The 26,293-nt window shown below is 42.1% G+C and carries 24 protein-coding genes and 4 tRNA genes; 8 read left to right on the top strand and 20 right to left on the bottom strand.

Features of this window, described 5'->3' with window-relative positions:
• Nucleotides 1-115: 115 nt before the first annotated feature.
• From AN395_RS11340 to pspA, 8 genes are all read right to left on the bottom strand, one after another.
• Nucleotides 116-460: a 4a-hydroxytetrahydrobiopterin dehydratase gene (locus AN395_RS11340; RefSeq protein WP_004586913.1), complete on the bottom strand. Its 345-nt coding sequence runs from the start codon at nucleotides 458-460 to the stop codon at nucleotides 116-118.
• Nucleotides 461-498: 38 nt separating this feature from the next.
• The gene (gene phhA / locus AN395_RS11335; RefSeq protein WP_029774298.1) at nucleotides 499-1,296 is read right to left on the bottom strand and encodes a phenylalanine 4-monooxygenase; all 798 of its coding nucleotides are present in this window, start codon (nucleotides 1,294-1,296) and stop codon (nucleotides 499-501) included.
• 237 nt (nucleotides 1,297-1,533) lie between these two features.
• Nucleotides 1,534-2,715 carry a methionine gamma-lyase gene (megL, locus tag AN395_RS11330; RefSeq protein ID WP_054983063.1) on the bottom strand — a complete coding sequence of 394 codons (1,182 nt, stop codon included), beginning with the start codon at nucleotides 2,713-2,715 and terminating at the stop codon, nucleotides 1,534-1,536.
• A 145-nt stretch (nucleotides 2,716-2,860) separates the two neighbouring features.
• Complete coding sequence (locus AN395_RS11325; RefSeq protein ID WP_054983062.1) at nucleotides 2,861-3,889, bottom strand: TIGR01620 family protein; 1,029 nt, start codon at nucleotides 3,887-3,889, stop codon at nucleotides 2,861-2,863.
• Nucleotides 3,886-5,310 (bottom strand): YcjX family protein, encoded by a 1,425-nt coding sequence (locus AN395_RS11320; protein ID WP_004586909.1) that lies wholly within the window; start codon nucleotides 5,308-5,310, stop codon nucleotides 3,886-3,888. Before AN395_RS11320 ends, AN395_RS11325 begins: the two co-directional genes overlap by 4 nt.
• A gap of 57 nt (nucleotides 5,311-5,367) precedes the next feature.
• Nucleotides 5,368-5,769 carry an envelope stress response membrane protein PspC gene (gene pspC / locus AN395_RS11315; RefSeq protein ID WP_004586908.1) on the bottom strand — a complete coding sequence of 134 codons (402 nt, stop codon included), beginning with the start codon at nucleotides 5,767-5,769 and terminating at the stop codon, nucleotides 5,368-5,370.
• Nucleotides 5,766-5,999, bottom strand: coding sequence for an envelope stress response membrane protein PspB (pspB, locus tag AN395_RS11310; RefSeq protein ID WP_004586907.1), 234 nt, complete (start codon nucleotides 5,997-5,999; stop codon nucleotides 5,766-5,768). Before pspB ends, pspC begins: the two co-directional genes overlap by 4 nt.
• Before the next feature lie 67 nt (nucleotides 6,000-6,066).
• Nucleotides 6,067-6,726, bottom strand: coding sequence for a phage shock protein PspA (gene pspA, locus AN395_RS11305; protein ID WP_004586906.1), 660 nt, complete (start codon nucleotides 6,724-6,726; stop codon nucleotides 6,067-6,069).
• Between the two features lie 186 nt (nucleotides 6,727-6,912).
• Between pspA and pspF the strand changes: the two genes are divergently transcribed.
• Genes pspF through AN395_RS11275 form a run of 6 tightly spaced genes read left to right on the top strand, consistent with a single transcriptional unit; the run spans nucleotide 6,913 to nucleotide 13,268 of the window.
• Nucleotides 6,913-7,977: a phage shock protein operon transcriptional activator gene (pspF, locus tag AN395_RS11300; protein ID WP_054983061.1), complete on the top strand. Its 1,065-nt coding sequence runs from the start codon at nucleotides 6,913-6,915 to the stop codon at nucleotides 7,975-7,977.
• A gap of 15 nt (nucleotides 7,978-7,992) precedes the next feature.
• Nucleotides 7,993-9,600 carry an ABC transporter substrate-binding protein gene (locus tag AN395_RS11295; protein ID WP_054983060.1) on the top strand — a complete coding sequence of 536 codons (1,608 nt, stop codon included), beginning with the start codon at nucleotides 7,993-7,995 and terminating at the stop codon, nucleotides 9,598-9,600.
• A complete protein-coding gene (locus AN395_RS11290) occupies nucleotides 9,600-10,634 on the top strand; it encodes an ABC transporter permease subunit (protein WP_004586903.1) in 1,035 nt (344 codons plus the stop codon). The genes AN395_RS11295 and AN395_RS11290 overlap by 1 nt, the downstream gene beginning before the upstream one ends.
• Complete coding sequence (locus AN395_RS11285) at nucleotides 10,621-11,514, top strand: ABC transporter permease subunit (protein WP_024033801.1); 894 nt, start codon at nucleotides 10,621-10,623, stop codon at nucleotides 11,512-11,514. Before AN395_RS11290 ends, AN395_RS11285 begins: the two co-directional genes overlap by 14 nt.
• The gene (locus AN395_RS11280) at nucleotides 11,515-12,507 is read left to right on the top strand and encodes an oligopeptide/dipeptide ABC transporter ATP-binding protein (RefSeq protein WP_004586901.1); all 993 of its coding nucleotides are present in this window, start codon (nucleotides 11,515-11,517) and stop codon (nucleotides 12,505-12,507) included.
• Nucleotides 12,507-13,268, top strand: a complete 762-nt coding sequence (locus AN395_RS11275) for an ATP-binding cassette domain-containing protein (protein ID WP_054983059.1) — start codon at nucleotides 12,507-12,509, stop codon at nucleotides 13,266-13,268. Before AN395_RS11280 ends, AN395_RS11275 begins: the two co-directional genes overlap by 1 nt.
• Nucleotides 13,269-13,380: 112 nt before the next feature.
• Here the strand turns inward: AN395_RS11275 and AN395_RS11270 are convergent, their stop codons facing one another.
• The 10 genes from AN395_RS11270 to AN395_RS11225 form a co-directional block, all read right to left on the bottom strand.
• Nucleotides 13,381-15,282 carry a SurA N-terminal domain-containing protein gene (locus tag AN395_RS11270; protein ID WP_054983058.1) on the bottom strand — a complete coding sequence of 634 codons (1,902 nt, stop codon included), beginning with the start codon at nucleotides 15,280-15,282 and terminating at the stop codon, nucleotides 13,381-13,383.
• A gap of 172 nt (nucleotides 15,283-15,454) precedes the next feature.
• Entirely contained in the window at nucleotides 15,455-15,754 is a 300-nt protein-coding gene (locus tag AN395_RS11265) for an HU family DNA-binding protein (RefSeq protein ID WP_286247754.1), read from the bottom strand.
• A gap of 183 nt (nucleotides 15,755-15,937) precedes the next feature.
• Complete coding sequence (gene lon / locus AN395_RS11260; protein ID WP_004586897.1) at nucleotides 15,938-18,298, bottom strand: endopeptidase La; 2,361 nt, start codon at nucleotides 18,296-18,298, stop codon at nucleotides 15,938-15,940.
• A 150-nt stretch (nucleotides 18,299-18,448) separates the two neighbouring features.
• Nucleotides 18,449-19,732 carry an ATP-dependent protease ATP-binding subunit ClpX gene (gene clpX / locus AN395_RS11255; protein ID WP_004586896.1) on the bottom strand — a complete coding sequence of 428 codons (1,284 nt, stop codon included), beginning with the start codon at nucleotides 19,730-19,732 and terminating at the stop codon, nucleotides 18,449-18,451.
• A gap of 135 nt (nucleotides 19,733-19,867) precedes the next feature.
• The gene (gene clpP / locus AN395_RS11250) at nucleotides 19,868-20,485 is read right to left on the bottom strand and encodes an ATP-dependent Clp endopeptidase proteolytic subunit ClpP (protein ID WP_024033798.1); all 618 of its coding nucleotides are present in this window, start codon (nucleotides 20,483-20,485) and stop codon (nucleotides 19,868-19,870) included.
• Nucleotides 20,486-20,648: 163 nt separating this feature from the next.
• Nucleotides 20,649-21,953, bottom strand: coding sequence for a trigger factor (gene tig, locus AN395_RS11245; RefSeq protein WP_054983057.1), 1,305 nt, complete (start codon nucleotides 21,951-21,953; stop codon nucleotides 20,649-20,651).
• A gap of 355 nt (nucleotides 21,954-22,308) precedes the next feature.
• A tRNA-Pro gene (locus AN395_RS11240) sits at nucleotides 22,309-22,385 on the bottom strand.
• Between the two features lie 15 nt (nucleotides 22,386-22,400).
• Nucleotides 22,401-22,476, bottom strand: a tRNA-His gene (locus tag AN395_RS11235).
• A 24-nt stretch (nucleotides 22,477-22,500) separates the two neighbouring features.
• A tRNA-Arg gene (locus AN395_RS11230) sits at nucleotides 22,501-22,577 on the bottom strand.
• Nucleotides 22,578-22,631: 54 nt separating this feature from the next.
• Nucleotides 22,632-22,698, bottom strand: a tRNA-Pro gene (locus AN395_RS11225).
• A 341-nt stretch (nucleotides 22,699-23,039) separates the two neighbouring features.
• Between AN395_RS11225 and folD the strand changes: the two genes are divergently transcribed.
• On the top strand, nucleotides 23,040-23,894 hold the full coding sequence (gene folD / locus AN395_RS11220; RefSeq protein ID WP_004586893.1) for a bifunctional methylenetetrahydrofolate dehydrogenase/methenyltetrahydrofolate cyclohydrolase FolD: 855 nt from the start codon (nucleotides 23,040-23,042) through the stop codon (nucleotides 23,892-23,894).
• A 78-nt stretch (nucleotides 23,895-23,972) separates the two neighbouring features.
• Here folD and cysS read toward each other — a convergent pair whose 3' ends face one another.
• Nucleotides 23,973-25,352: a cysteine--tRNA ligase gene (gene cysS, locus AN395_RS11215; protein WP_054983056.1), complete on the bottom strand. Its 1,380-nt coding sequence runs from the start codon at nucleotides 25,350-25,352 to the stop codon at nucleotides 23,973-23,975.
• Nucleotides 25,353-25,452: 100 nt separating this feature from the next.
• The gene (locus tag AN395_RS19825) at nucleotides 25,453-25,617 is read right to left on the bottom strand and encodes a hypothetical protein (RefSeq protein ID WP_353683221.1); all 165 of its coding nucleotides are present in this window, start codon (nucleotides 25,615-25,617) and stop codon (nucleotides 25,453-25,455) included.
• A 148-nt stretch (nucleotides 25,618-25,765) separates the two neighbouring features.
• On the opposite strand from AN395_RS19825, the gene AN395_RS11210 reads away from it, so the two are divergent.
• Nucleotides 25,766-26,257 carry a peptidylprolyl isomerase gene (locus tag AN395_RS11210; protein WP_024032242.1) on the top strand — a complete coding sequence of 164 codons (492 nt, stop codon included), beginning with the start codon at nucleotides 25,766-25,768 and terminating at the stop codon, nucleotides 26,255-26,257.
• Nucleotides 26,258-26,293: the final 36 nt, after the last annotated feature.

Below are 26,293 nucleotides of genomic sequence, written 5' to 3'. Positions count from 1 at the left end.
AGTTGTTTTCATAAAATAAGTCCTAAATGTGTAAACACATTTCAGGACAAGACATTTGATGCAATAAAAAAGGCACTTAAAAGTGCCTTTTTAATCTGCTCAATTAATTTTTTAATTACAGCGCGTTAAATACGTCGTCTGTTTTAGCTGCGCAAATAAAATCGTTTTTGTGTAGGCCTTTAATTGAATGGCTCCACCACGTTACGGTTACTTTGCCCCACTCGGTTAATAAACCAGGGTGGTGGCCTTCATCTTCTGCCATATCACCTACTTTATTGGTAAACGCCATAGCTTGCTTAAAGTTTTTAAACTTATAAACACGCTCAAGTTGCATAATGCCGTCGCGTACCTCTGGTACCCAGTCTGGAATTTTTGTAATAAGTTGGGCAAGCTCTTCCTCAGATACCTTTGGCGCATCTACGTGACAGGCTTCGCATTTTTGTTCACTTAATGAAGACATTTTAAATCCTTACTTTAGCGTTTCTTTTTAAATTAAAGTTAACCGGCTAATTTTTCTTTAGGTGGAAATTTTGGGTCGTGCAAACCAAGCGCTTTAGCTTGCTCAACCAAAGTCATAATATCCATTTGCGATATATCAAACAGATCATGAATCGAATTTATGGTGTAGTACTGTGGTTGCATAATATCAATGCGGTACGGGGTACGCAGCACATCAATTACGCTCATAGGCGTTATCTCTGGTGTATCTGAATACACGTACTGGGTTTCACCTGGGCTTGATAATATACCACCGCCATATATACGCAGGCCGTTTTCGGTTTGCATTAAACCAAACTCAACCGTAAACCAATACATACGTGCAAGGTATACACGATCTTTTTTCTGCGCTGCATACCCTAATTGGCCGTATTTGTGTGTGAATTCGGCAAAGTCAGGGTTTGTTAGCATAGCGCAGTGGCCAAATATTTCATGGAAAATATCAGGCTCTTGCAGGTAGTCAAACTCTTCTCGGCTACGAATAAACGTCGCTACCGGAAATTGTTTGTTTGCCAATAACCTAAAAAATTCATCAAAATCGATAAGCGCAGGTACAGGCGCTACTTGCCAACCGGTGGTGGCAAGAAGCACTTCGTTAAGCTCGCTTAATTGCGGGATACGATCGTGTGGTAGGTTTATTTTTTTAAGCCCATCCATGTACTCATCACAAGCTTTGCCTTCTATGCACGCAAGTTGGCGCGTAACAAGCTCAGACCAAATTTTGTTTTCTTCTTCGCTCCAATGAATAACACCGTTTTCATCAGGTGTTTTAGAGGTGTATTTACTTGCTTTAGCCATAATAACCTTCTTGGGGTTAAGCCCTAAATGTGTGTCAGTGTGATACTCAAGATTAGTGAATATCTAATGCAGCCATACTATGCAAAAGTGAAGAAAAGTTTAATAGTTAGGCGGATATCTACATTTAGCACGATCCCCTAAAGTGTATAGTTAAAATTACACCACCGGCATTAATATTATACAAACACTAAATTAAAGGCGTTAAGGGCAAATTAAACTGTACACAAATAAATACACCTAACAAATTAATGTAAAAGCTTGGTTTAAGTCGTCAATAATATCGTTAACATCTTCAAGCCCTACAGAGAGTCTTATTAAGCCATCACTTATGCCTGCGGCTGCTCGCTCCTCGGGTGTGTAAGGGGAATGCGTCATTGATGCGGGGTGCTGAATAAGCGTTTCGGCATCACCTAAACTTACAGCAAGTGTGCAAAGCTTCATGCTATCTATAAACTGCGCTCCTTGAGCAAGGCTGCCTTTAATTTCAAATGCAATAACGCCGCCTGCGGCTTTCATTTGCTTGCCTATATATTTGTTGCCAGGGTGCGATTTAAGCCCAGGGTAATAAACAATATTAACCTGTGGGTGCGCCTCTAAATATTCGGCAACCGTTTGCGCGCTTTGGCAATGGCGCTCCATGCGTATAGCTAAAGTTTTTAATCCGCGATTAATAAGCCATGCGTCGTGCGGGCTTATGGTGGCACCAATATCTTTAAGTACCGTCATTTTTATTAAGGTAATGTGCTCATGCGTTCCACACACAAGCCCAGCTACTACATCGCCATGGCCGTTTAAGTACTTAGTGGCACTGTGCACAATAATATCTATGCCGTACTGCTTAGGTGATTGCAGCAGTGGCGTTAAAAAGGTGTTGTCGACCACACTAATTAAATTATGTTGCTTAGCGAGCGCGCCAATTAAGGCTAAATCAATGACTGCCATTGTGGGGTTGATTGGCGTTTCTACAAATATCATTTTTGAATTAGGTTTTATAGCAGCGCGAAGCTCGCCCTCGTTGGTCATATCAACAAAAGTAACTTCAATTCCCCAGCGCGGTAACATGTGAGCAAAAAACGCAAAAGTACATCCATACAATGCACTTGATGCAATTAAATGATCGCCCTGCGATAAAAAGCTTAATACCGACGCCGATACAGCGCCCATACCTGTGGCGGTAGCAGCAGCAGCTTCGCAGCCCTCTAACTGTGCTACTTTTTGCTCAAGTTCGGTGGTGGTTGGGTTACCCAGGCGGGTGTAAATATAACCGGGCTCTTCGCCTGCAAAACGCGCGGCACCTTGTGCTGCATTTTCAAAATGAAAGGTAGAGGTTTGATACAAAGGCGACGTGAGTGCGCCATGCGGATCGTTTGCTTTTTGCGGGCCATGAATACATTGGGTATTAATATGCTGCTTGCTCATTGTGTGCTCTCGTTTTTATTATGTGTGTCAATTACATAAATAAAACGCACCGCAGTTTAAATCACAAGCATGCCGGATGCTCAGATGGCTATTTGTGCAAAAACCGCTCAGCGCGGTTTTGTACACAAATATTGCCACTACTACTTTAGGACGTTGGCTCGGCCTTTTTACGGCTCATGATTTTGCTGGCAATACTTTGCACTGTGCCTTTTAACAAGCTGCGTTTATTTTCAAGCCGTGGTAATGGGCGGCTAAGCTCCATTGCTTTGTAACCAATACGTGCTGTAAAAATACCAGCGCTTACACCTTGCGCTGCACGTCCCGAGAGCTTACCTAAAAGCTCAGCGCTGAGTGCTGTGGCTGCTAAATCAGATACAAGCTCAGCACTGCCTACAAACATCACTTGTTTTATAAGCATACGGTAGAGCTTAATGCGGCTTGCGTAACCAAAACCAATGCCATAAATTTTACCAATTTGCTCTATTAACTTAGTACCGCGCCAAAGCACCGCCATCATGTCCACCAGCGCAAGGGGGCTTAAGGCAACAAGCAACGCTGACTCTGTCGCAAAGCGGTTTATAAGCTTTTTAGCTTGCGTGTCTTGCGTTATAAGCAAGCTATTTGCGTAAAGGGTCATTATTTCCTTATCGCTATGATGGGTAGCCACTTGATTTTTAAATGCTTCGAAGTTGTCTAGTTGTTGGTGCTTATTTAGTTTTTCAAGCCAGGGTAATGCGCCACCTACTTGCTCACTATTTAAGAGTCTGTCGGCTTCTTGGCGGTGTAATTGATTACGCTTTAAACTGCGCAGCATTCTGTATTCGCGCCATAGCATGCGCCCAATTAGCAACACACCACTGACCACCGCCGTTAAATACACGCCGCCTAAAATGACCGACTGCTCAAACGCAAACACTAACGAATACGCAAATTCTAAAAGCACTAACACTAAAAAGCTTACAGCAAACACCCCTTTAAGCGTTTGCCATTTAGACTTTTTATATACCGGCTCTAGGTCTATTTCATCATCAAGAAGTTCATCTTCAGGCTCTTCAATGTATTCACTTTGACCCTGGGTAATTATTTTTGCAGGAGCAAGCGTCGCCTCAACCTGCTCATCAGCTTGGCTATCAATTCGCCTACCTGCTTGAAAAGTTTGCTGTGTGTCGTTCATGATAATTTGTCTCCTAACAAGTACTGCATCACATGATCAAGGCGAATATGCTTAAGTTGCTTATCGGGGTTTGGCATAGGCGCAAACGATAAAAACTCAAAACCCTGCGCTGGCCACTCATTTTTATTCAGCATGCGCTTTGGTGGCTGTGGGGGTAAATAAGTAAGCCAATCTTGCTCGTTTAATGGTTTACCATAAATACAATCAAGCGTTTGGCCTTTATCGGCCACTTGGCGCGGCTGCGTTGCTGCAATTGACGACATTGCCATGGTTTCTATTTGTACGCCATCAAACTTTAAGTGATTACTTTGCTCATGCACTAGCGAGTCAAGTAGTAGTGCTAAATCTTTATGATGCTTTGCACTTATGTGATCTGACTTATTTGCAGCAAATAGTATTTTATCTATGTTGGGTTTAAATAAACGCTTAAAAAAGCCCGACTCGCCATAATTAAAATGTGCGAGTAATTGGTTTATTACACTACTTTGCTCTTGGAGTGTTTCATGGCCTTCATTTAAAGCGCTGAGTACGTCTACCAACACAATTTGGCGGTCAAAGTGTTTAAAGTGCTCATTATAAAATGGCTTAACCACCTCTTTTACATAGGCGTTAAAGCGCTTAATTAAATGCGCTAAGTTAGAGCCAGGCACTACCTCATCACTTTTAATATGCTGCGCATTTACCGGAAAAAACAATAAAAGCGGCGCACCTTGTAAGTCGCCAGGCATTAGCATGCGCCCAGGTTGTAACATGGCAAGCTTAGTATCTTTTTTAAGCCCTACCAGCATACTTTGATAAAGCGCTGCAATGTGTGCAAGCAAGCCTTCATCTACAGGCGCATTTAAATCAAGCTGTTCAAGCGCGTTTAAAAATTCAGTAGAGGTATTCACACGTGGGTGCTGTAGTAACAGCGGGTATTGTTGCTCGCACCATTGACTATAGCTTTGCTCAAGCATAGGTAAATCAAGTAGCCACTCACCAGGGTAGTCGATAATGTCTAAATACAGCGTAGATTGCGGCGAAAAATGCCCACGCAACCCAGATGCGCTTTGGTATTTAATTGCTAAACGCAGGGTATTAATACGCTCAGTTGATGCAGGCCATGTAGGCATCCCATCAGTTGGGAGCAAGGCATTAAGCGCGCGCGGATAGTCAAACGTAGGAACTTTTAACGCCTCTTGCGGCACCACTTTAGTGGCTATATGGCGGTGCTCTCGCATTACATCAAAAAACGGTAAGTTTTTATCATCGCTTTGTGTTGTAAGGTGCTTAACAAGTGCGGTAATAAACGCGGTTTTACCACTGCCACTTAGGCCGGTTACGGCCAATTTTACGTGTTGATCTAAACTGCGATGAAGGGCTTTTTGGGCTGAACCTTTAATACTTTTAAAGGTTTTTTTGGCAAATGAAGTGCTACTCATAATGGGCTAGCACTTCATTGATGCTGTTAATCACCGAACAAAGTGCTATTAAATCCTTTAAAGTTTGTTGATTTCACGGCTAACCGTAAACTCGCTTGAAGTAACATGGCGCTCCATATCTTGAAGACGCGTGTCTATTCGCGTTAAACGCTCTTTTAAGTCTTGCAATGCGCGGCGCGGTGGCTCGCCTTTTTGCCATACTTTAAATTTAACTTCTAGCGGATCGTCAGTTTTAGTTGAGCTACTAGTATGTATAGTTGTGGGGTCTTTTTTATCTAAAATAAACCACGCTGCAATATACGCTACCACAAATAATGGGCCACCCGTTAGCAGTACCGCACTAACAAAAATAATGCGAACTAACCATAACTCCATATTAAAGTAGTCACTTAATCCCGCACATACACCGGCAATTTTACCGCGCTGTGGGTCTCTTAATAATTCGCGTTTGGCACTCATACTTTGCGTCTCCATTGTGGTGACTCTTGATCGAGTAATGCTTCAAGGGTTTCTACTCTATCAGCCATTTTTTCGGCCTTGTGGGCAAGTTCCAATAACTGGCGATGTTCATGCTCACTTAACCCTTGGCTCACTTGCTTTTTGCTACGGTAGTGCAAAATTAACCACAGTGGCGCAACAAAAATCATGAACAAGATAAATGGTGCAATTAGTATCTCTGGATCAAACATAATCCTCTCCTGACAATCCGTAATCGATGTTTTAAGCAGTGGGGCACTTTAAGTACCCCTTTATAAGTTATTTATCAGCTAGCTTCTTTTTAAGTTCGGCAAGCTCATCATCTATCTTTTCATTTTTTTGTAGGTCGGCAATTTCATCTGCAAGCGACTTTTTACCTAAATCGTAAGACTCTATTTGAGATTCTAGTCCATCAATTTTAGTTTCGTAGCGCTCAAAGCGATTAAGTGCATCTTCTACTTTAGAGCTATCAAGGGCTTTTTTCACTTCAAGGCGCGACTCAGCCGAACGTTGACGTAAAATAATTGCCTTTTGACGTGCTTTAGCATCGGCTAGCTTCTCTTGTAGAGTGGTGACTTCTTGCTGAAGTTTCTCAATATGAGACTCTACATGCTCAAGCTCAGACTCTACTGCTGCAACTGCTTCTGCCGACTTTTGCTTTTCAAGTAACGCTGAGCGCGCTAAATCGTCGCGGTCTTTACTTAATGCAAGCTCTGCTTTGTCTTGCCAATCGCTTACTTGTGCTTTTAGTGTGTCTACACGACGTACTAATTCTTTTTTCTCAGCCAGTGTTTTCGCTGACGTAGAGCGCACCTCTACCAATGTGTCTTCCATCTCTTGGATAATAAGACGAACCATTTTTTCTGGGTCTTCTGCTTTATCTAAAATGGCATTGATATTAGAATTAACAATGTCTGCAAAACGCGAAAAAATTCCCATAACATTTACCTCTGTAATATAAACTTAGTTGGTCTGCTATAACTAGTATCAATATGCTTGCCAACTTTTTAAAATCTAAAATACACTTTATTTTCATTAAGTTAAACTAAATATACAAATTCCTTTAGTTATCCTTGATTATGAAATACACTAACTGTTAGCAAAAATGACCAAGAGTTAGGAAAAATGAGCCAATATCGCCAACAGGATAATTTACTCGGCCAATCTGATAGCTTTTTAGCTGTACTTGATCAGGTATCGCAGTTAGCTAATTTAGATAAGCCAGTGCTTATTATTGGCGAGCGAGGAACCGGTAAAGAGCTTATAGCCGCCCGTTTACACTTTTTATCAAAGCGCTGGGATCAAAACTACGTAAAGCTTAACTGTGCAGCCCTTAACGAAAACCTCCTCGAAAGCGAATTATTTGGTCATGAAAGCGGTGCTTTTACCGGGGCAAGTAAACGTCATGAAGGTCGCTTTGAGCGCGCTAACAGCGGTACCTTATTTTTAGATGAACTGGCTAATACGTCGGCCATGGTACAAGAAAAGCTTCTGCGCGTTATAGAATATGGTGAATTTGAGCGGGTCGGTGGTAAACACACCGTAAAGGTAGATACTCGTTTAGTGTGTGCCACCAACGAAGATTTACCCCACCTTGCTGAACAGGGCGAATTTAGAAGTGACTTACTTGACCGCTTAGCCTTTGATGTAATTACCCTGCCACCACTGCGCGAACGTCAAGACGATATTATGCTACTCGCTGAGCAATTTGCCATGAATATGGCACGCGATTTAGAGTGGGAGTTATTTAGTGGCTTTACCCGCAGCGCCACCGAAACCCTGCTAAATTACGATTGGCCGGGTAATATACGCGAGCTTAAAAATGTAGTTGAGCGAAGTTTGTATCGTCATGGTAATGAACATATTCCCGTTCACCAGATTATTTTAGACCCATTTGAAAGCCGTTTTAGACCCAAAGCACGCATTAAAGCTCCTATTGCAACACCGCTTGCCCCAGCGGAGCCTACAACACTAGCCACACCTATTAGCGAGCTTAGTAACGAGCTTAGCGCCCCAATTGAATTTCCGTGTAGCTTAAAAGAGCGCTCTAACGAATTTGAAATAAATATGATTAATAAAGCCCTTGAGCATAGTCAATTTAATCAAAAGAAAACTGCAGAAGTACTCGGTTTAACGTATCATCAATTACGTGGTTATCTTAAAAAATACAATTTATTAGAAGATAAATAGTTAGAGGTTATGCGAGTGCATAAAATACTACTTGTTTTACTAGCCAGCACCTTAACAGGCTGCTTTGATAGTAAAGAAGAAATAATAGAAGAGAAAAACCAAGGCCTCGTTTATTGCGCCGAAGCGAACCCTGTGTCGTTTAATCCGCAAGTAACAACCACTGGCTCAACTATTGATATTATTGCTAATCAGTTATTTGACCGTTTAATTAGTATTGACCCTGTTACTGCAGATTTTAAAAGTGAGCTGGCAACCGATTGGAAAATTAGCAACGATGGAAAGTCGGTCACCTTTACGCTGCGTAAAGGCGTAAAATTTCATTCTACCTCGTACTTTACCCCTACTCGCGATTTTAACGCTGATGATGTTATTTTTACCTTTAGCCGATTATTTGACGTGTACAACCCGTACCATTTTGTAGGCGATGCAAACTATCCGTATTTTCAAAGTGTGGGGCTCGATCAGCTTATTCGTAAAATTGTGCGCGTGTCTGACTATCAAGTGCGCTTTGAGCTATTTCACCCAGAAAGCAGTTTTTTAACGAACATGGCCACCGACTTTGCCGTGGTGCTGTCGCAAGAATACGCAATGCAATTAAAAGCGCGAGATCAAACTAATTTATTCGATCAGTACCCTATTGGCACAGGCCCCTACATTTATAAAGAGTACCGACGCGATCACTTAGTGCGCTTTTACCGCAACCCCCTTTATTGGAAGCACGATGTTGCCCTTGAACAGCTGGTTTACGACATTACGACAAACGGCACTACGCGCATAGCAAAAATGCTCACTAAAGAGTGCGATGTAACCGCCCACCCAAGTAGCGCACAACTGAGTATTTTAGCGCAACGAGACGATATAAACGTTGAAAAAGAAACCAATTTAAATATTGGTTATTGGGCCTTTAATACTGAGCGCGCCCCTTTTGATGACATTAGAGTGCGCAGAGCCCTTGCGCATGCAATTGATATAGACAAAATAATGCAAGCCGTTTATTACGGTAATGGCATACGCGCGCAATCTATTTTACCGCCGACTTCGTGGGGCTTTGAACCACAAGAAAACTTGCCTATGTTTGACCCAGAGCTGGCTAAAAAACTACTTATAGAAGCGGGGTTACCGAATGGCTTTGATATGACCATTTGGGCAATGCCGGTGAGTCGAATATACAATCCTAATGCCCGTAAAATGGCTGAGCTGATGCAAAGCGATTTACGAAAAATAGGTGTTAACGTGAGTATTGTTGAGTACGAGTGGAATACTTTTATTCAGCGTATAGGTGAGCACCGCCACGATAGCGTATTACTCGGCTGGGCTGCCGATACCCCCGATCCAGATAACTTTTTTAGCCCATTGCTAAGCTGCACTGCCACTTTTAGCGGTAAAAACCCAGCCAATTGGTGTAACCCACAGTTTGACTTACTGCTTACCCAAGCGCTCGACACCACCGATTTAAGTTTACGCAAACAGTATTACGATCAGGTTCAAGCGCTGATTGTTGATCAGCTCCCGTTAGTGCCTATTGCTCATGGTATGCGTTTTCAAGCAAATAGTGCCGATGTAGAAGGGATAACCCTTGGCCCATTTGGGGCTATTTCACTCGCAAATGCGAGGAAAAAATAATGATACTTGATTATATATTACGCCGCCTTGGCTTATTTTTATTCATGATTTTAATGCTAAGCATATTTACCTTTTCGCTTAGCTACTTGTTCCCAGGGGATCCGCTTAGCAACCTAAGTGGTATTCCTAGCGGTAATTTTTCTCAGCACAGTGAGCTTGAAGATAAATACATGTATGACAGCAACTACGTTATGCAGTATTTAGCGTTTTTAGGGCGTATATTTCAAGGTGACTGGGGCGTGTCGTTTGCCTCGGGAGATAACGTTTTTCAGCACATTTTAGATTTAATTCCAGCAACTTTAGAGCTGTGTGTTTATGCGCTTATTGTATCGGTTGTGGTAGGTGTACCAGCGGGCATTTTGGCCTCAGCGTACACACGCCGTTGGCCAGATAAATTAATTAGCTCTACCACCATGATTGGTTACTCTATTCCGGTTTTTTGGTTAGCGCTGTTACTTATTATGATTTTTTCGCTCAAACTGGGCTGGTTTCCTATGTCGGGTAGAATGGGGTTACTATTTGAAATACCGCCTAATACCGGGTTTATATTGATCGATATTATGCTCGCAGGCTTCCCCTACAAAGGTGAAGCATTTATAGATGCACTGCATCACTTAACACTGCCAACCATAGTACTGGCCATGTTTCCTACCACTGTTTTAGTGCGCTTTACCCGCGACTCAATGCTTAAAGTAATGGATCAAAGCTTTATAAAAACAGCCAGGGCAAAAGGCCTTAATCGCCGCCAATTAATCATGCATCATGCGCTGCGCAATGCGCTATTGCCGGTAATAAAACAAATAGGACTGCAATTTAGTACGCTTATTACGCTTGCCATGATAACCGAAGTTATTTTTTCTTGGCCTGGTATTGGCCGTTGGCTAATCGATAGTATTTACCAACGAGACTACCCTGCTATCCAAGGCGGTTTAATGGCGGTGTCTATGTTTGTTATTATTGCCACTATTGTTGCCGAGCTTACATATACTCTGTTCGACCCAATTTCGCGGAATCAGGCACATGGTAAAGTTTAAATTATTTTCTGAAGAGTCGAATAAATCGCCGCTGGCGCGTTTTTGGCGCAAATTTAAAAACAATCACCCCGCCTTGGTGGGATTATGGATTTTTATGGCGTTTGCGCTATTGGCCGCCAGTGCGCCCTTTTTAGCGCCGTATGGAGTTAACCAGCAACATAGCGATGCTTTACTTATACCGCCATCATGGCGAGAAATGGGTGATGTGCGCTTTATTTTAGGCACCGATGATTTAGGACGCGATGTACTCTCGCGCTTGATGAATGGCGCAACCTACACGTTTGGCTTATCGGTGGTGGCTGCATTTATTACCACCATTATTGGTGTGCTTGTTGGCACTTTTGCCGGCATTAGCCGCGGCCTTCGCTCAAGCTTTTTAAATCACTTGCTTGATATCACGCTCTCTATTCCGTCTTTGCTATTGGCGATTATTATTATTGCAGTGCTTGGGCCGGGCTTAATGAATACAGTGTGGGCCATTATACTGGCGTTATTACCGCAATTTATTCACTCTATTCGTAATTTAATTGTTGATGAGCTAAGCAAAGACTACATTACCGCTTTTAGGCTTGATGGTGCCTCTAACTGGCATATTTTGTCGCGGGGTATTTTTCCTAATATTTATGAACACATTGTGGTTATTTTTACCACCGCGCTTTCTACTGCTATTTTAGATATTGCCGCCTTAGGCTTTTTAAAACTTGGTGCACAGCCCCCAACTACCGAATGGGGCGCCATACTGGCAGAGAATTTAGGCCTTATATATTTAGCACCTTGGACCGTTGCGCTACCGGGTGTATTATTATTTTTAGCGGTTTTGTCTACCAATTTAGTAGGTGATGGCCTACGAAAAGTGCTTAAAGCACGTAAGGCTGATTAAATGCAATTACTCGACGTTAGAAATTTAACCATAGAGCTGCGTACCTCAGAAACAGTAATTCGCGCTGTAGACAGAGTCAGCTTTAGCCTAAAAGAAGGTGAAGTACATGGCTTGGTGGGTGAGTCGGGCTCTGGTAAAAGCTTAATAGCCAAAGCCATTGTTGGGGTACTTAACGAACGCTGGCATATAACAGCCGATAGAATGCATTGGCGCGGTGTTGATTTAATGCGCTTAACCCCAGAGCAACGCAGAAAAACAGTCAGCCAAGACATTGCGATGATTTACCAAGACCCTAGCCGCTGCCTTGACCCAACCGCTAAAATATTTGACCAAATAGCCGAAACACTGCCTGAAACATCCACTAAAGGCTTTTTTTTAAAGCGCAATAGAGAACGTAAAGACCGCGTGAAAGCACTTATTCATAAAGTGGGTATTAAAAACCACGACGCTGTGCTTGATAGTTACCCGCACGAGCTCTCAGAAGGCGTGTGCCAAAAGGTCATGATTGCCATGGCCATAGCGCGCACTCCTAAGCTACTAATTGCTGATGAGCCGACTACAGCGCTTGAAAGCACCACCCGTGCACAGGTATTTAGGTTGCTAAAAAGCTTAAATCAATTAAAAAACATGTCTATTTTGATGATTTCTCATGAGCTTGAAGAAATAGCCGACTGGTCGCACGGTATTCATGTTTTATATTGTGGGCAAATGGTTGAAGCCGGCCCAACGCAACGTATTTTTCGCCAGCCTCGCCACCCTTACACGCAAGCGTTATTAAAAAGCTTACCCAATTATGAGCAAGGCTTAGCACACAAAGAACCCTTTTATGCACTTAAAGGCACTATCCCTACTTTGCAACATTTACCTATAGGTTGCCGATTAGGCCCACGCTGCCCTCAAGCACAAAAAGAATGTGTAATTACCCCTGCACTTACTAAGCACCATGGGCATAGCTATGCGTGTCATTTTCCGCTTATTAAGGAGATGAAGTAATGCAACCGGTATTAAAAGTCCAAGCGCTTTGTAAAACCTTTAACATACGTGCCGGTTTATTTAGCCGCAAAAAATTTGAGGTACTAAAAAATATCTCTTTTTGTGTGGGCAAAGGCGAAACAATCGCAGTTATCGGTGAAACCGGTGCGGGTAAAAGTACACTCGCTAAATTACTCGCAGGGGCCGATAGCGCCGACAGTGGGCAAATTTTATTAGAAAGTAACATTATTGAAGATGACGGCGTGCGCGATGATCAATGTCGACATATCCGCATGATATTCCAAGACTCCGCTGCCTCGCTCAATCCGGGCCTCACCATAGGTGATATGCTAGATGATTGCTTGCAGTATAATACCGATACAGACCAACTGGCTCGCCAAGAAAAAATAGATGCCACGCTTTCTAAAGTGGGGCTGCTAATCGATCATCAACATTATTACCCTCACATGTTTAGTGTAGGCCAATTGCAGCGTGTAGCGTTGGCGCGGGCGCTCATTTTAGACCCTAAAGTGGTGGTGCTTGATGAAGCGCTGTCGGCTTTAGATCCCTCCGTTCGTGCGCAAACAGTTAACTTATTACTTAAGCTGCAAAAAGAAACCGGTCTAACTTATGTACTCATTACGCACCATTTAAGTTTAGTGCGCCATATCAGCGATCAGCTAGTGGTGCTTGAAAAAGGTGAGGTAGTAGAATATGGGCGTACCGAAGAGGTGTTTCAAAATCCGCAATCAAAAATAACACAGCGCCTAATATGCTGTTAATTCTAAGCTTATATTTATAAGCAATACTGCCTAATCATTTTACTAAGCACATTGAAGTTATAAAAAAGGCGCGTTACTTATAAAGTAACGCGCCTTTTTTAATGTGTCGCGATTATTCTGCTGCTTGCTCTACCACGGGTAGGTTTAGCTCAGCCTTTGCCTTTAAAGACTCAATAAACGCTAAGTAGTTTTTGTTAGCTTGCGCCATAGTAATGTTTTGCTGTACTTGCGGGTCGATATTTGCGGTTACTTGCGCATCGCTTACCGATTTAAGTGCAACAATTGCCGCATCGCCGTTGTTTAAATCAACCACGTCTGTGCTTGGTGCATCATTAGGACGAGGCATTTTAAACGCTTGCGTTACAATAGCAGGCGAAACCGTGTAGCTTTGACGCGTTAAGCTCGCTTCTTCACGTACCGTTAGGTTTTGCTCACTGGCCACATCGCTTAGCGTTTTACCTGCTTGGACTTGTGCAAATAACTCACGTGCTTTTTCTTTAGCAAGTGTTGATGCTTTTTCATTAACTAAACGTGTTTTGATTTGCTCACTCACTTGCGCAAGCGGTTTAGTTGCAGATGGCTCGTATTTATTTACACGTACTACAATAACGTGCTCATCACCTAGCTCAATCACTTCTGAGTTTACTTTATCTTCAAGTAATTCTACTGAGAACAACTGAGAAATTACCGCAGGTGTATTAAGTGGCTCTGGCAATGCATTACGTGCAACAAGTGGCGTGGTTTTAACTTCAACGTCTGCCACTTCTGCTGCATCGTCTAAACGGTCAGAAATCTCAAATGCTAAGGCACCCATTTCTGTTTGCTTTTCGTAAAACGCATCTACTTTTTCAGTTTGCTCAAGCTCTGCACGTAAGTCGGCTTTTACGTCGTCATACGCTTTTACTTGCTCTGGCTGTAAGTCAGTAAGTTTAATGATGTGATAACCAAACTCTGATGCTACAACTTCTGAAATATCACCTTTGCTTTGAAGCGCAAATGCAGCATCTTCAAAAGCAGGGTCCATTACATCGCGCTCAATCCACTCTAGGTCGCCGCCCATTTCGCCACTCACAACATCATCAGATGATGACTCTGCAAGCTGTGCAAAATCAGCACCTTGCTCTAACTGCTCATGTAATGCGTTGGCTTTTTCAAGCGCGGCATCATCATCTTCGCTGTTATCAATTAAAATGTGCGATACACGGCGTTTTTCAGGCTCGATGTATTGTGCTTTATTTTGCTCATAATACGCTTTTACGTCGTCTTCTGTTACCGACTCTACGGTGATATCTTGTGCTTTAAGCTCAATGTAATCAACCGATACACGCTCTGGCGATAAAAATTGTGATGCGTTTAGCTCGTAGTAATCAGCAATTTCTTGCTCAGATACGTCTACGTTTGCTTGTAACGCTTCTTTGCTTAACACAAGGTAGTCTATGCTACGCGTTTGCTGCTGCAGGGCTGCAGCGCGTTTAAGCTCGTTTTCAAGTGCAAACTCAGTACCAGCAACCGCAGACACTAATTGGCTGCGTGTCATGTCTTTACGTAAGTACTCACGAAAAGCATCTGGTTGAAAGTTCATTTGACGAATTACTTGTAGGTAACGGTCGTTATTAAATTTTTCACCAATTTGAAAGTACGGTAGTTCTAAAATTGTTTTACGTACGCTGTCGTCGCTTACGCGAAGGCCTAAATCTGCCGCTAATTGTGATTGCAATTCTTGTTGTACTAAGCGGTCAATTACACCTTGACGAATTTGCGCCATGTAATTTGGATCTGCACTGATTTGTGCAAAGTATTCGCCAAATTGTTGCTCTAAACGGCTACGTTCGTTTTGATAAGCACGATTAAATTCGGTTTGGCTAATTTTAATTCCATTTACTTCAGCAACGGGTTGTTCTGGGGTTTGACCTAAGTAACTACCGATCCCTGCTAAGGCAAAAGATAAAATCACCGCGCCTAAAATTATTTTGGCTACAGGACCCTGTGAGCCCTCTCTGATTTTCTCAAGCATTTGTTTATCTCTTATTGATCAAGGTATTTTACCTTGTCATATGTAAAAAAAGCGTATCTTACCAGATACGCTTTTTCACTTGAAGTAACTGGCGGTGAAGTTACTTAATTCATCGATTAGGATAATTAAGTTTATATACACTCGCCATAACTAATCTGTATTTAAACAGTGATTAGTTTACTGCGTCTTTCAGCGCTTTACCGGCTTTGAAAGAAGGAATATTTGCCGCAGCGATTTGGATAGTTTCACCAGTTTGTGGGTTACGGCCTGAACGAGCAGCACGCTCGCGTACTGAGAAAGTACCAAAACCTACAAGTGCAACTGAATCGCCATCTTTAAGCGCTCCAGATACAGACTCGATGAATGAATCTAGTGCACGACCTGCAGCCGCTTTAGAAATGTCAGCGTCAGCTGCGATTTGATCGATTAATTGAGATTTATTCACAATATCATCCTCTTTCATTGTTATTATCAAGAGCGATTGTTTTTTAAACTAACATCACTTTTTTGAAAATTTTAGAGCAAACTTTTAATGCTCACATGATTATATTTTTCTTAAGCCTAGGCCCCATAAGGGCTAGGCTCGAAAACCAGTGCTTAACTTATCATACCGATTAGATTTGAAAAGCCCTTTAAAGCACTTTTTTTGGGTTTTTTATTGGTTTTTCGGTGTTTCGACTGAAAAACTCTCAACAGGATGCACTAAAGCTAACTTTAATACTTCATCAATCCATGTAACTGGGTGAACATCTAAGCCTGCCAGTACGTTATCTGGGATCTCTTTTAAGTCACGTTCGTTAATTTTTGGAATGATGACTGTTTTAATTCCACCACGGTGTGCAGCAAGTAGTTTCTCTTTTAAACCACCAATAGGCAGTACTTCACCGCGCAGTGTTATTTCACCTGTCATTGCTACATCGGCTTTAACGGGGTTACCTGTTAAGCTCGATACTAAACCCGTTACCATTGCTGCACCGGCACTTGGGCCATCTTTAGGGGTCGCACCCTCTGGTACATGCACATGAATATCGCGTTTTTCGTAAAAATCGTTATTAATACGGAACGTATCAGCACGATTACGAACCACCGTCATGGCCGCTTGTATCGACTCTTGCATTACATCGCCCAGTGAGCCTGTGTAGCTTAGTTTGCCTTTACCTGGCACAGCCGCACATTCAATGGTCAGTAAATCGCCGCCTACTTCGGTCCACGCTAAGCCTGTTACCTGACCAATGCGGTCGCCGTCTTCAGCTTTACCGTAGTCGTAGCGCTGTACACCTAAAAACTCTTCTAGGTTATCTTGATTGATAGTGACTGTTTTAGTCTCTTTATCAAGTAAGATATTTTTAACGGCTTTACGACATAGTTTAGATACTTCGCGCTCTAAATTACGTACGCCCGCTTCACGCGTGTAGTAACGAATAATGCCAATAATTGCACTGTCTTCTATTACTAGCTCAGAAGGTTTTAAACCATTGCGTTTAACTTGCTTAGTAATTAAGTGCTCTTTTGCAATGTTTAGCTTTTCATCTTCGGTGTAACCCGATAAGCGAATAACTTCCATTCTGTCCAATAATGGACCAGGAATATTAAAGCTGTTTGATGTTGCTACAAACATTACATCCGATAAATCGTAGTCTACTTCTAAGTAGTGATCAGCAAAGTGGCTGTTTTGCTCCGGATCTAGCACCTCTAATAGTGCTGATGCTGGGTCGCCGCGCATATCAGATGACATTTTGTCGATTTCATCTAACAAGAATAATGGGTTTTTAACGCCCACTTTTGTCATGTTTTGAATCAGCTTACCTGGCATAGAGCCAATGTAAGTACGACGATGACCACGAATTTCAGCTTCGTCACGTACGCCACCTAATGCCATACGAACATATTTACGACCCGTAGAGCGTGCAATAGACTGCCCTAGTGATGTTTTACCAACACCCGGTGGTCCTACTAAACATAAAATAGGCCCTTTGAGCTTATTAGTACGTTGTTGCACCGCGAGGTATTCAATTATGCGTTCTTTAACTTTATCTAAGCCGTGGTGATCGCTATCAAGAATTTTTTGCGCGCCTGCTAAGTCTTTTTTCACTTTCGAGCGTTTTTTCCATGGTACGTTAATTAACGTATCAATGTATGAACGCACTACAGTGGCCTCTGCAGACATTGGCGACATCATTTTAAGCTTATTAAGCTCAGCTGATGCTTTTTCTTTCGCTTCTTCTGGCATACCTGATTCTTCAATACGCTTTTTAAGCGCTTCAAATTCGTCAGGTACATCATCAAGCTCACCAAGTTCTTTTTGAATGGCTTTCATTTGCTCGTTGAGGTAGTACTCGCGCTGAGACTTTTCCATCTGCTTTTTCACGCGGGTACGAATTTTTTTCTCAACTTGCAATAAGTCTATTTCACCTTCCATCAGTGCCATTAAGTATTCTAAGCGCTCTGTAACGCTTGAAATCTCTAACACTTTTTGTTTTTCAGGCACTTTTAATGGCATATGCGCTGCCATTGTATCGGCAAGGCGTGCTGGCTCATCAATGCCTGAAACAGAGGTTAATACCTCAGGTGGAATTTTTTTATTAAGTTTTACATAGCCTTCAAACTGGCTAACAGCGCTGCGAATGAAAATATCTTGCTCTTGCTCATCCACTGAATCAGATTCGATGAACTGAGCATTCGCTACAAAAAACTCATCGTTATCTACAAATTCTTCAATTTGTGCGCGCTGCGTACCTTCAACTAAAACTTTAACTGTACCGTCTGGTAACTTTAATAACTGAAGTACAGTAGCAATAGTACCGATACGGTAAATATCGTCTTGCTCAGGTTCGTCTACAGTTGCATCTTTTTGTGCAACCAAGAAAATTTGTTTGTCTTTATCCATTGCCGCTTCGAGGCATTTTATTGATTTTTCACGGCCTACAAAAAGCGGGATCACCATGTGCGGATATACCACAACATCGCGCAGTGCTAACACTGGGATTTCGACTCGATCGGTTCTCTCAAGCGTCATTATAGTTTCTCTTCGCACTTCATTTATTTAAAAGATTACTCAAGTATATGGGGATAATCTAATTAAAGTTCAACAATTTTCCCCAACTCGTTCAAATTAATTATAAAAAAAGGAGCCTAAGGCTCCTTTTTTATACAAATAGCTTAAAAACTACTCTGATGCAGCTTTATCTTGATTATTGTTTTCATAAATCAAGATTGGGTCAGATTCACCTTTAATCACGGTTTCATCTATAACCACTTTGCTTACATCATCCATTGATGGCAGCTCATACATAGTATCAAGGAGTACGCCTTCAACAATTGAGCGAAGTCCGCGAGCACCTGTTTTACGCTCCATTGCTTTGTGAGCAATAGCGCTTAGTGCATCATCACGGAACTCTAATTCAACGTCTTCCATACCAAACAATACAGAGAACTGTTTAGTAATGGCGTTTTTAGGTTCACTTAATATTTGTACAAGTGCCGCTTCATCAAGCTCAGTTAATGTAGCAACAACAGGTAAACGACCAATAAACTCAGGGATTAAGCCGTACTTAACTAGATCTTCTGGCTCTACGTCTTTAAATGTTTCGCTTAAAGAGCGGCTCGACGCTGACTCTTTAACGTTAACACCAAAGCCAATTCCGGTATTTTTATGGCTACGCTGTTCGATTACTTTATCTAGGCCTGCAAATGCACCACCACAGATAAATAAAATCTTAGAGGTATCAACCTGTAAAAACTCTTGCTGCGGGTGCTTACGGCCACCTTGTGGTGGTACTGAGGCAACCGTGCCTTCAATTAGTTTAAGCAGCGCTTGTTGTACGCCCTCACCCGACACGTCGCGTGTAATAGATGGGTTATCTGATTTACGTGAAATTTTGTCAATTTCATCAATGTAAACAATACCACGTTGCGCTTTTTCTACGTCGTAGTCACATTTTTGTAGCAGTTTTTGAATGATGTTTTCTACATCTTCACCTACATAACCGGCTTCGGTTAGTGTAGTTGCATCTGCCATAGTAAACGGTACATCAAGTAAACGCGCAAGTGTTTCTGCCAGTAATGTTTTACCACTACCTGTAGGGCCAATAAGCAAAATGTTACTTTTACCTAGTTCTACTTCTTGCTTTGTAGATTGGTTGCGTAGGCGCTTGTAGTGATTGTATACCGCTACAGACAATACTTTTTTAGCATGGTCTTGACCAATTACGTAGTCATCTAAGTGATTACGAATTTCTTTTGGCACAGGTAGTTTATCAGACGAATTATGCTTAGGAGCAATGTCTTTGATTTCTTCCCTGATAATATCGTTACACAGCTCTACACATTCATCACAAATGTATACTGAAGGACCTGCAATTAATTTACGCACTTCGTGTTGGCTTTTGCCACAAAAAGAGCAGTATAACAATTTATTACTTTTGTCGCCGTCTGTAGGAGTGTCAGACATTCAGCTACCTCTTTTATACGTTGGCTGCCAAATAAGGTTGGCAACTATTTCAAATTCGCTTTTAACTATACCAAAATTTACTGGTTTTCGCATAGTAACTCAAAGTGGCAAGCAATTATTTGCTTGCCTACACGCTTACTTGCTTTCGCGATTTGTAAACACTGAGTCAACCAGGCCGTAATCTACAGCTTGTGATGCACTCATAAAGTTATCACGGTCAGTATCGCGTGAAATAACATCTAATGGCTGGCCTGTATGCTCTGCCATTAAGCGGTTAAGTTTGTCTTTAATAGACAGAATTTCTTTAGCGTGTATTTCAAAGTCAGATGCTTGACCTTGGAAACCACCTAACGGTTGGTGAATCATTACACGTGAGTTTGGTAAACAAAAACGCTTACCTTTAGCGCCAGCAGTAAGCAAAAATGCGCCCATGCTTGCCGCTTGGCCAACACAAATTGTACTTACATCTGGTTTGATGAAGTTCATTGTATCGTAAATTGCCATACCAGCGGTTACCGAACCACCTGGTGAATTAATATATAAAAAGATATCTTTTTCAGGGTTCTCTGATTCTAAAAATAGCATTTGCGCTAAAATTAGGTTTGCCATGTTGTCTTCAACTTGGCCCGTTAAAAAGATAATTCGCTCTTTTAATAGACGCGAATAAATGTCATACGAGCGCTCACCTTTAGCTGTTTGTTCAACAACCATAGGGACTAATGCATTTAGGGGATCTGTCATACCAGTGTTCATACTTTTTTAATTCCTTATGCGCTTATGCTTTTTCTTACTAAAGGAAGCATAGTTATCATTTTTCGCAAATTATGGGGCACAAACTAAAATGGCCCGGGCACACTGCATAAACAGAGTAACACGAGCCATTTAATCGTTAGCGAGCGCTTAAGTCAATGACTTATTAAGCACCTTGCTGAGGATTCATGATGTCATCAAATGCTTTTTCAACGTCAGACACGTTTGCTTTAGCTAAAATAGCTTCAACAGCTTGCTCTTCCATTGCAACATTACGCATTTGCTGCATAAGTTGATCATTTGCTTTGTAGTATTCTACTACTTCAGTTGGATCTTCGTAAGCAGATGCAACTGTAGCAATTAATGCTTCAACTTTTTCATCATCAACTTTGATATCGTTTGCTTTGATCACTTCACCTAGTAATAGGCCAGTTTTAACGCGAGTTACAGCTTGCTCGTGGAACAATTCAGCTGGAAGCTCAGGCATGTTTTTAGCGTCGCCACCAAAACGTTGAGCTGCTTGCTGACGTAGTGCGTCAACTTCTTGATCAATAAGTGCTTTAGGCACTTCGATTTCGTTGTTTTCTAAAAGACCTTTAATCGCTTGGTCTTTCACGTTAGCTTTAACCGCTTGGTCTAGCTCACGTGTCATGTTCTTTTTAACTTCTTCTTTAAGCGCGTCTACGCCGCCTTCGGTAACACCGAACTTAGTTGCAAACTCTTCGCTTAATTCAGGTAGCTCTTGTGCTTCAACTTTTTTCACTGTGATAGTGAATTGAGCCGCTTTACCTTTCAGGTTTTCAGCGTGGTAATCTTCAGGGAAAGTTACATCAGCAACTACTTCTTCGCCTGCTTTTTTACCAACGATGTTGTCTTCAAAACCTGGGATCATACGACCTTGGCCAAGCTCAAGTGGGAAGTCTTCAGCTTTGCCGCCTTCAAACTCTTCACCGTCGATAGTACCTACGAAATCAACTGTTACACGGTCGTTTTCGCCAGCAGCTGCGTCAACATCAGCCCAAGAAGCGTGTTGCTTACGAAGTGTTTCTAGCATGTTTGCTAAGTCTTCGTCAGTTACTGTTACTGCTGGTTTTTCTACTGCAATTTTCTCTAAACCTTGAACTTCAACTTCAGGGTATACTTCAAACGTTGCTGTAAACTCTAAATCTTTACCTGCTTCAAGTGATTTAGGTGCAAATGATGGTGCGCCAGCAGGGTTAATTTTTTCAGCAACAATTGCTTCAATGTAGTTACGCTGCATTACTTCGCCAGCTACTTCTTGACGAACCGCAGGTCCAAAACGCTTGTTAATTACTGAAACTGGTACTTTACCAGCACGGAAGCCATCGATACGCTGCGTTTTTGACAGTTGTTGTAAGCGTTTTTTTACTTCGGTCTCAACGTTCTCTGCAGGAACGGTGATGGTCAGACGGCGCTCAAGGCCTTGAGTCGTCTCAACAGAAACTTGCATGATTTACCTCAATATTCAATTTTGGCGACTGTTCGCCTTCCTTACAAACAAAGTAATCTTCATGAGTCTTGATAAATTTTAAAGCGATTTTTCACTAAAAAGCATCCGTCACTACCATGAGATCCCATTGCTGCTCTGCCCTTCGGGCACTATGTTAAACAATAGACGCGGCATTATAACCTAATAATTATGATAGTCGAGTGTAGGGGGCAATTATTTGGACTAGTTTAGCTACGATCGAGACCAACTGCGTAAAAAACAGACTAACTGGTACGTTAAAGCGATATTTTAGTAGGAAGTAAATAGAAGTTATTGCTTAGTGATTACTCGTTTACTTTCTTTAAGGTTAAGAAAGTGGTCGGCGATGCAGGATTTGAACCTGCGACCCCTTGGACCCAAACCAAGTGCGCTACCAAACTGCGCTAATCGCCGATACTCGAAGTAAATTGGGGTGACTGATGGGGCTCGAACCCACGACAACCGGAATCACAATCCGGGGCTCTACCAACTGAGCTACAATCACCACGGTATTTACTTTGTTTTCAAATGGCGCACCCGGAAGGATTCGAACCTTCGACCAACGCCTTAGAAGGGCGTTGCTCTATCCAGCTGAGCTACGGGCGCATCGAAAACTTCATAGTTTGCCTGTAAGCTATTCTATTATAAAAATAAAAGAAGTGGTCGGCGATGCAGGATTTGCCCTTGGACCCAAACCAAGTGCGCTACCAAACTGCGCTAATCGCCGATGCTTACGATTGCCTGCGAGTGACCTCGTTGACAACGGGGTGCATAATAGTGATTTGCCTGGGAGAGGTCAAACGTTTTTTGCATAAAATAAATCAATCGGTCATTTTTAGTTCATAATGGTTAAATATTGCAAAACTAAGCTGAAATTTAGACGCTTTTTTTGAAAACACCGGTTTATAACCTAAAAGCAACTTGGCGCTTCGGGCCTTTTCTGCGAAAATAGCCTGCATATTAAAAAAGCATTAATAAAATTAATTTTTTGCATACACCCCTCTTTATATGCAGATGCTTTTAAAATATAAGTATCGAAGTTTATTTAACCCCAATTAAAGGTCCCCCATGACGGCAAACATCATTGATGGTAAGGCAATCGCAAAACAAGTACGTAGTGCAGTGGCTGAGCGCGTAAGCGAACGCGTTGCAAACGGTTTACGTGCACCTGGTTTAGCAGTAGTACTGGTAGGGCTTGACCCTGCAAGCCAAGTTTACGTTGGCTCTAAGCGTAAAGCGTGTGAAGAAGTAGGATTTATTTCAAAGTCATTTGATTTACCTGCGCAAACCAGCGAAGAAGAACTACTAACATTAATTGATGAGCTAAATAACGATGGCGAAGTAGATGGTATTTTAGTGCAACTACCGCTACCTGAAGGCCTAGATGCAGAAAAGATTTTAGAACGTATTACACCACATAAAGATGTAGACGGTTTTCACCCTTACAATATTGGCCGCTTAGCGCAACGTATGCCGGCGCTGCGCCCATGTACACCCAAAGGGATTATTACCTTATTAGACTCAACGGGCGTGCGTTACAAAGGGATGCATGCGGTAGTTGTTGGTGCCTCTAATATTGTTGGTCGCCCTATGTCGCTTGAGTTATTACTTGCCGGTTGTACTACAACGGTATGTCACAAATTTACACAAGACTTAGAAACCCATGTGCGCCGCGCTGACTTATTAGTAGTGGCCGTAGGTAAACCTGAATTTATACCTGGTGAGTGGGTAAAAGAAGGTGCAATTGTGATTGATGTAGGTATTAACCGTTTAGATACAGGCAAGTTAGTGGGCGATGTGCAGTACAGTGTTGCAGAGCAAAAAGCTGATTTTATTACTCCTGTACCGGGTGGCGTTGGCCCAATGACTGTAGCAAGTTTAATTGAAAACACCCTCGAAGCATGTGAAAAATACCACAGTTAATTTAATGCCTTGGCATTAAAAAAGGGTTGCCAACTGGCAACCCTTTTAGTTTAAAAGCTACTTTAACGCATTTACGCTTTACGCTTTACGCCACGTTGTTTTACCTGCTGAGTCTTCAAGCACAACACCGAGTGCATTAAGTGCATCACGTGCTTCATCTGCAGCGGCCCAATCTTTGTTTGCGCGCGCTTCATTACGTTTTACAATCAGCGCTTCGATAGTGGCCACTTCATCATCATCTTGCCCGCCTTGCAAAAACGATTCAGGTGCTTGCTGGGCAACACCAAGCACTTCGCCTATGCTGCGTAGCACAAATGCTAATTGCCCTGCTTGCTGTGTATCGGTGTCTTTAACACGGTTTAGCTCTTTAGCCAGTTCAAATAAAACCGGTAACGCCTCTGGTGTATTAAAATCATCATTCATGGCTTTTCTAAATTTAGCCACGTACTCATTGTTTTCAATATCGCACGTTATTGGCCCAACACCGCGAAGTGCTGTGTAAATACGTTCAAGCGATGAACGTGCTTGATCTAAATTCTCTTGCGAGTAATTTAGCTGGCTACGGTAATGCCCTGATATTAAAAAGTAACGAACTGATTCAGCGTCATATGTTTTTAATACCTCACGCACAGTAAAAAAGTTGTCTAATGATTTAGACATTTTTTCTTTATTTACTTGTACCATGCCTGTATGGATCCACGTATTTACATACTTGCCATTGTTTGCACAGCATGATTGCGCAATTTCGTTTTCATGATGCGGAAACTGTAAATCAGAGCCGCCACCGTGAATATCAAAATGCTCACCTAAATGCTTTGAGCTCATTGCTGAACATTCTATATGCCAACCCGGACGCCCTTCTCCCCACGGAGATGACCATGAAGGTTCGCCTGCTTTTGCTTTTTTCCACAATACAAAATCAAGCGGATCGTCTTTATCTTGGGCGACCTCTACGCGAGAGCCTGCTTGGAGCATACTTAAATCTTGCTGCGATAGTGCGCCGTACTGCTCAAACGTAGAAACATCAAAAAGCACGTCACCGTCGTTTGCTACGTACGCATGGCCTTTTGCAATTAAGCGCTCAACCATTTCGATAATTTCATCCATATGATTTGTAACCGTAGGTTCAATATCTGGGCGCAGCATGTTTAGGCTATCAAAGTCTTCGTGCATGGCTTTGGTCATACGCAGAGTTAGGTCATTAATTGACTCGCCATTTTCGTTTGCGCGTTTAATTATTTTATCATCTACGTCGGTAATATTACGTACGTATTTTAAGTCGTAACCAATGTGGCGAAGGTAGCGGACAATAACATCAAACCCGACAAATGTACGCGCATGACCGATATGACAAAAATCATAAATGGTGATACCACACACATACATGTCGATTTTGCCTTCGACCATAGGTTTAAACTGCTCTTTTTGTCGCGTGAGTGTGTTGTATATTTGTACCATTTACTTTTAGTCCTTGACTGTTTGCTGAGTTGGCTATGTTAACACTTGAAAAGCCCCCGCTCTAGCGCTTTTTATACCCAAACCACCTCAATGCGCGTGTTTAAGTTGGAATTAAAACCAATTTAGGCAAGGCCTTGATTGTATGTAATAGAGGTTCTGTTGTTAAAATTAATAACACTGTAAAAATCAGTTTCAAACCACCCTGTTTATTGCTTAACAGACTCTTGCTCTGTGCATGGTTATATATTGAGAGAAAATACCACAAGGGCCAAATACCGCCTCGATATTAACCCCCTGTAAAACGCACAAGTATATACCTTGGGCAGCTTTGGATATATTGAACAAGCACTTTGTTTATCTTAGTTAACTAAGATAAAATAGCGCGACTAATTAAACCAGATATAGGAAACCACATGGTTGTTCTACACACTAATTTTGGTGACATCACCATTAAAATGTTTGAGCAAGAAGCTCCAAACACAGTTAAAAACTTTTTAGAGTACGCAAACTCAGGTTTTTACAACGGCACTATTTTTCACCGCGTAATTGACGGCTTTATGGTGCAAGGCGGTGGATTTGTACCTGGTATGGAACAAAAAGACGTTAACGACCCAATTCAAAACGAAGCAAATAATGGCCTATCTAATAAAGTAGGTACATTAGCAATGGCGCGTACGCCTGATCCACATTCAGCAACAGCCCAATTTTTTATTAACGTTAACGACAACGACTTTTTAAACCACAGCAGCGAAACTTCGCAAGGCTGGGGTTACTGTGTATTTGCTGAAGTAGTTGAAGGCATGGACGTAGTAAATAAAATTAAAGGTGTAGCAACAGGCAGCGCTGGTTTTCACCAAGACGTACCGCTTGAAAATGTAATCATCGAAAACGTTACTGTAAGCTAAACGTTTACTCATATACTGAGTAATTAAGCGGGCATG

Origin of the sequence: Pseudoalteromonas sp. P1-30, assembly GCF_001400005.1 — a bacterium.
In the GTDB taxonomy this organism is placed as follows: Bacteria; Pseudomonadota; Gammaproteobacteria; order Enterobacterales; family Alteromonadaceae; genus Pseudoalteromonas; species Pseudoalteromonas atlantica.
The sequence above is the reverse complement of the archived record's forward strand: the minus strand, read 5'-3'. Positions and strand labels throughout refer to the sequence as shown.

Coding starts and splice junctions, on each gene's coding strand:
- AN395_RS11210 (WP_024032242.1), top strand. CDS start 25,766: ATGGTTGTTCTACACACTAATTTTGGTGACATCACCATTAAAATGTTT.
- pspA (WP_004586906.1), bottom strand. CDS start 6,726: ATGGGAATTTTTTCGCGTTTTGCAGACATTGTTAATTCTAATATCAAT.
- pspC (WP_004586908.1), bottom strand. CDS start 5,769: ATGAGTGCCAAACGCGAATTATTAAGAGACCCACAGCGCGGTAAAATT.
- folD (WP_004586893.1), top strand. CDS start 23,040: ATGACGGCAAACATCATTGATGGTAAGGCAATCGCAAAACAAGTACGT.
- megL (WP_054983063.1), bottom strand. CDS start 2,715: ATGAGCAAGCAGCATATTAATACCCAATGTATTCATGGCCCGCAAAAA.
- pspF (WP_054983061.1), top strand. CDS start 6,913: ATGAGCCAATATCGCCAACAGGATAATTTACTCGGCCAATCTGATAGC.
- pspB (WP_004586907.1), bottom strand. CDS start 5,999: ATGTTTGATCCAGAGATACTAATTGCACCATTTATCTTGTTCATGATT.
- AN395_RS11285 (WP_024033801.1), top strand. CDS start 10,621: ATGGTAAAGTTTAAATTATTTTCTGAAGAGTCGAATAAATCGCCGCTG.
- AN395_RS11280 (WP_004586901.1), top strand. CDS start 11,515: ATGCAATTACTCGACGTTAGAAATTTAACCATAGAGCTGCGTACCTCA.
- AN395_RS11320 (WP_004586909.1), bottom strand. CDS start 5,310: ATGAGTAGCACTTCATTTGCCAAAAAAACCTTTAAAAGTATTAAAGGT.
- AN395_RS11290 (WP_004586903.1), top strand. CDS start 9,600: ATGATACTTGATTATATATTACGCCGCCTTGGCTTATTTTTATTCATG.
- cysS (WP_054983056.1), bottom strand. CDS start 25,352: ATGGTACAAATATACAACACACTCACGCGACAAAAAGAGCAGTTTAAA.
- lon (WP_004586897.1), bottom strand. CDS start 18,298: ATGACGCTTGAGAGAACCGATCGAGTCGAAATCCCAGTGTTAGCACTG.
- AN395_RS11275 (WP_054983059.1), top strand. CDS start 12,507: ATGCAACCGGTATTAAAAGTCCAAGCGCTTTGTAAAACCTTTAACATA.
- AN395_RS11270 (WP_054983058.1), bottom strand. CDS start 15,282: ATGCTTGAGAAAATCAGAGAGGGCTCACAGGGTCCTGTAGCCAAAATA.
- AN395_RS11325 (WP_054983062.1), bottom strand. CDS start 3,889: ATGAACGACACACAGCAAACTTTTCAAGCAGGTAGGCGAATTGATAGC.
- AN395_RS11340 (WP_004586913.1), bottom strand. CDS start 460: ATGTCTTCATTAAGTGAACAAAAATGCGAAGCCTGTCACGTAGATGCG.
- clpX (WP_004586896.1), bottom strand. CDS start 19,732: ATGTCTGACACTCCTACAGACGGCGACAAAAGTAATAAATTGTTATAC.
- phhA (WP_029774298.1), bottom strand. CDS start 1,296: ATGGCTAAAGCAAGTAAATACACCTCTAAAACACCTGATGAAAACGGT.
- tig (WP_054983057.1), bottom strand. CDS start 21,953: ATGCAAGTTTCTGTTGAGACGACTCAAGGCCTTGAGCGCCGTCTGACC.
- clpP (WP_024033798.1), bottom strand. CDS start 20,485: ATGAACACTGGTATGACAGATCCCCTAAATGCATTAGTCCCTATGGTT.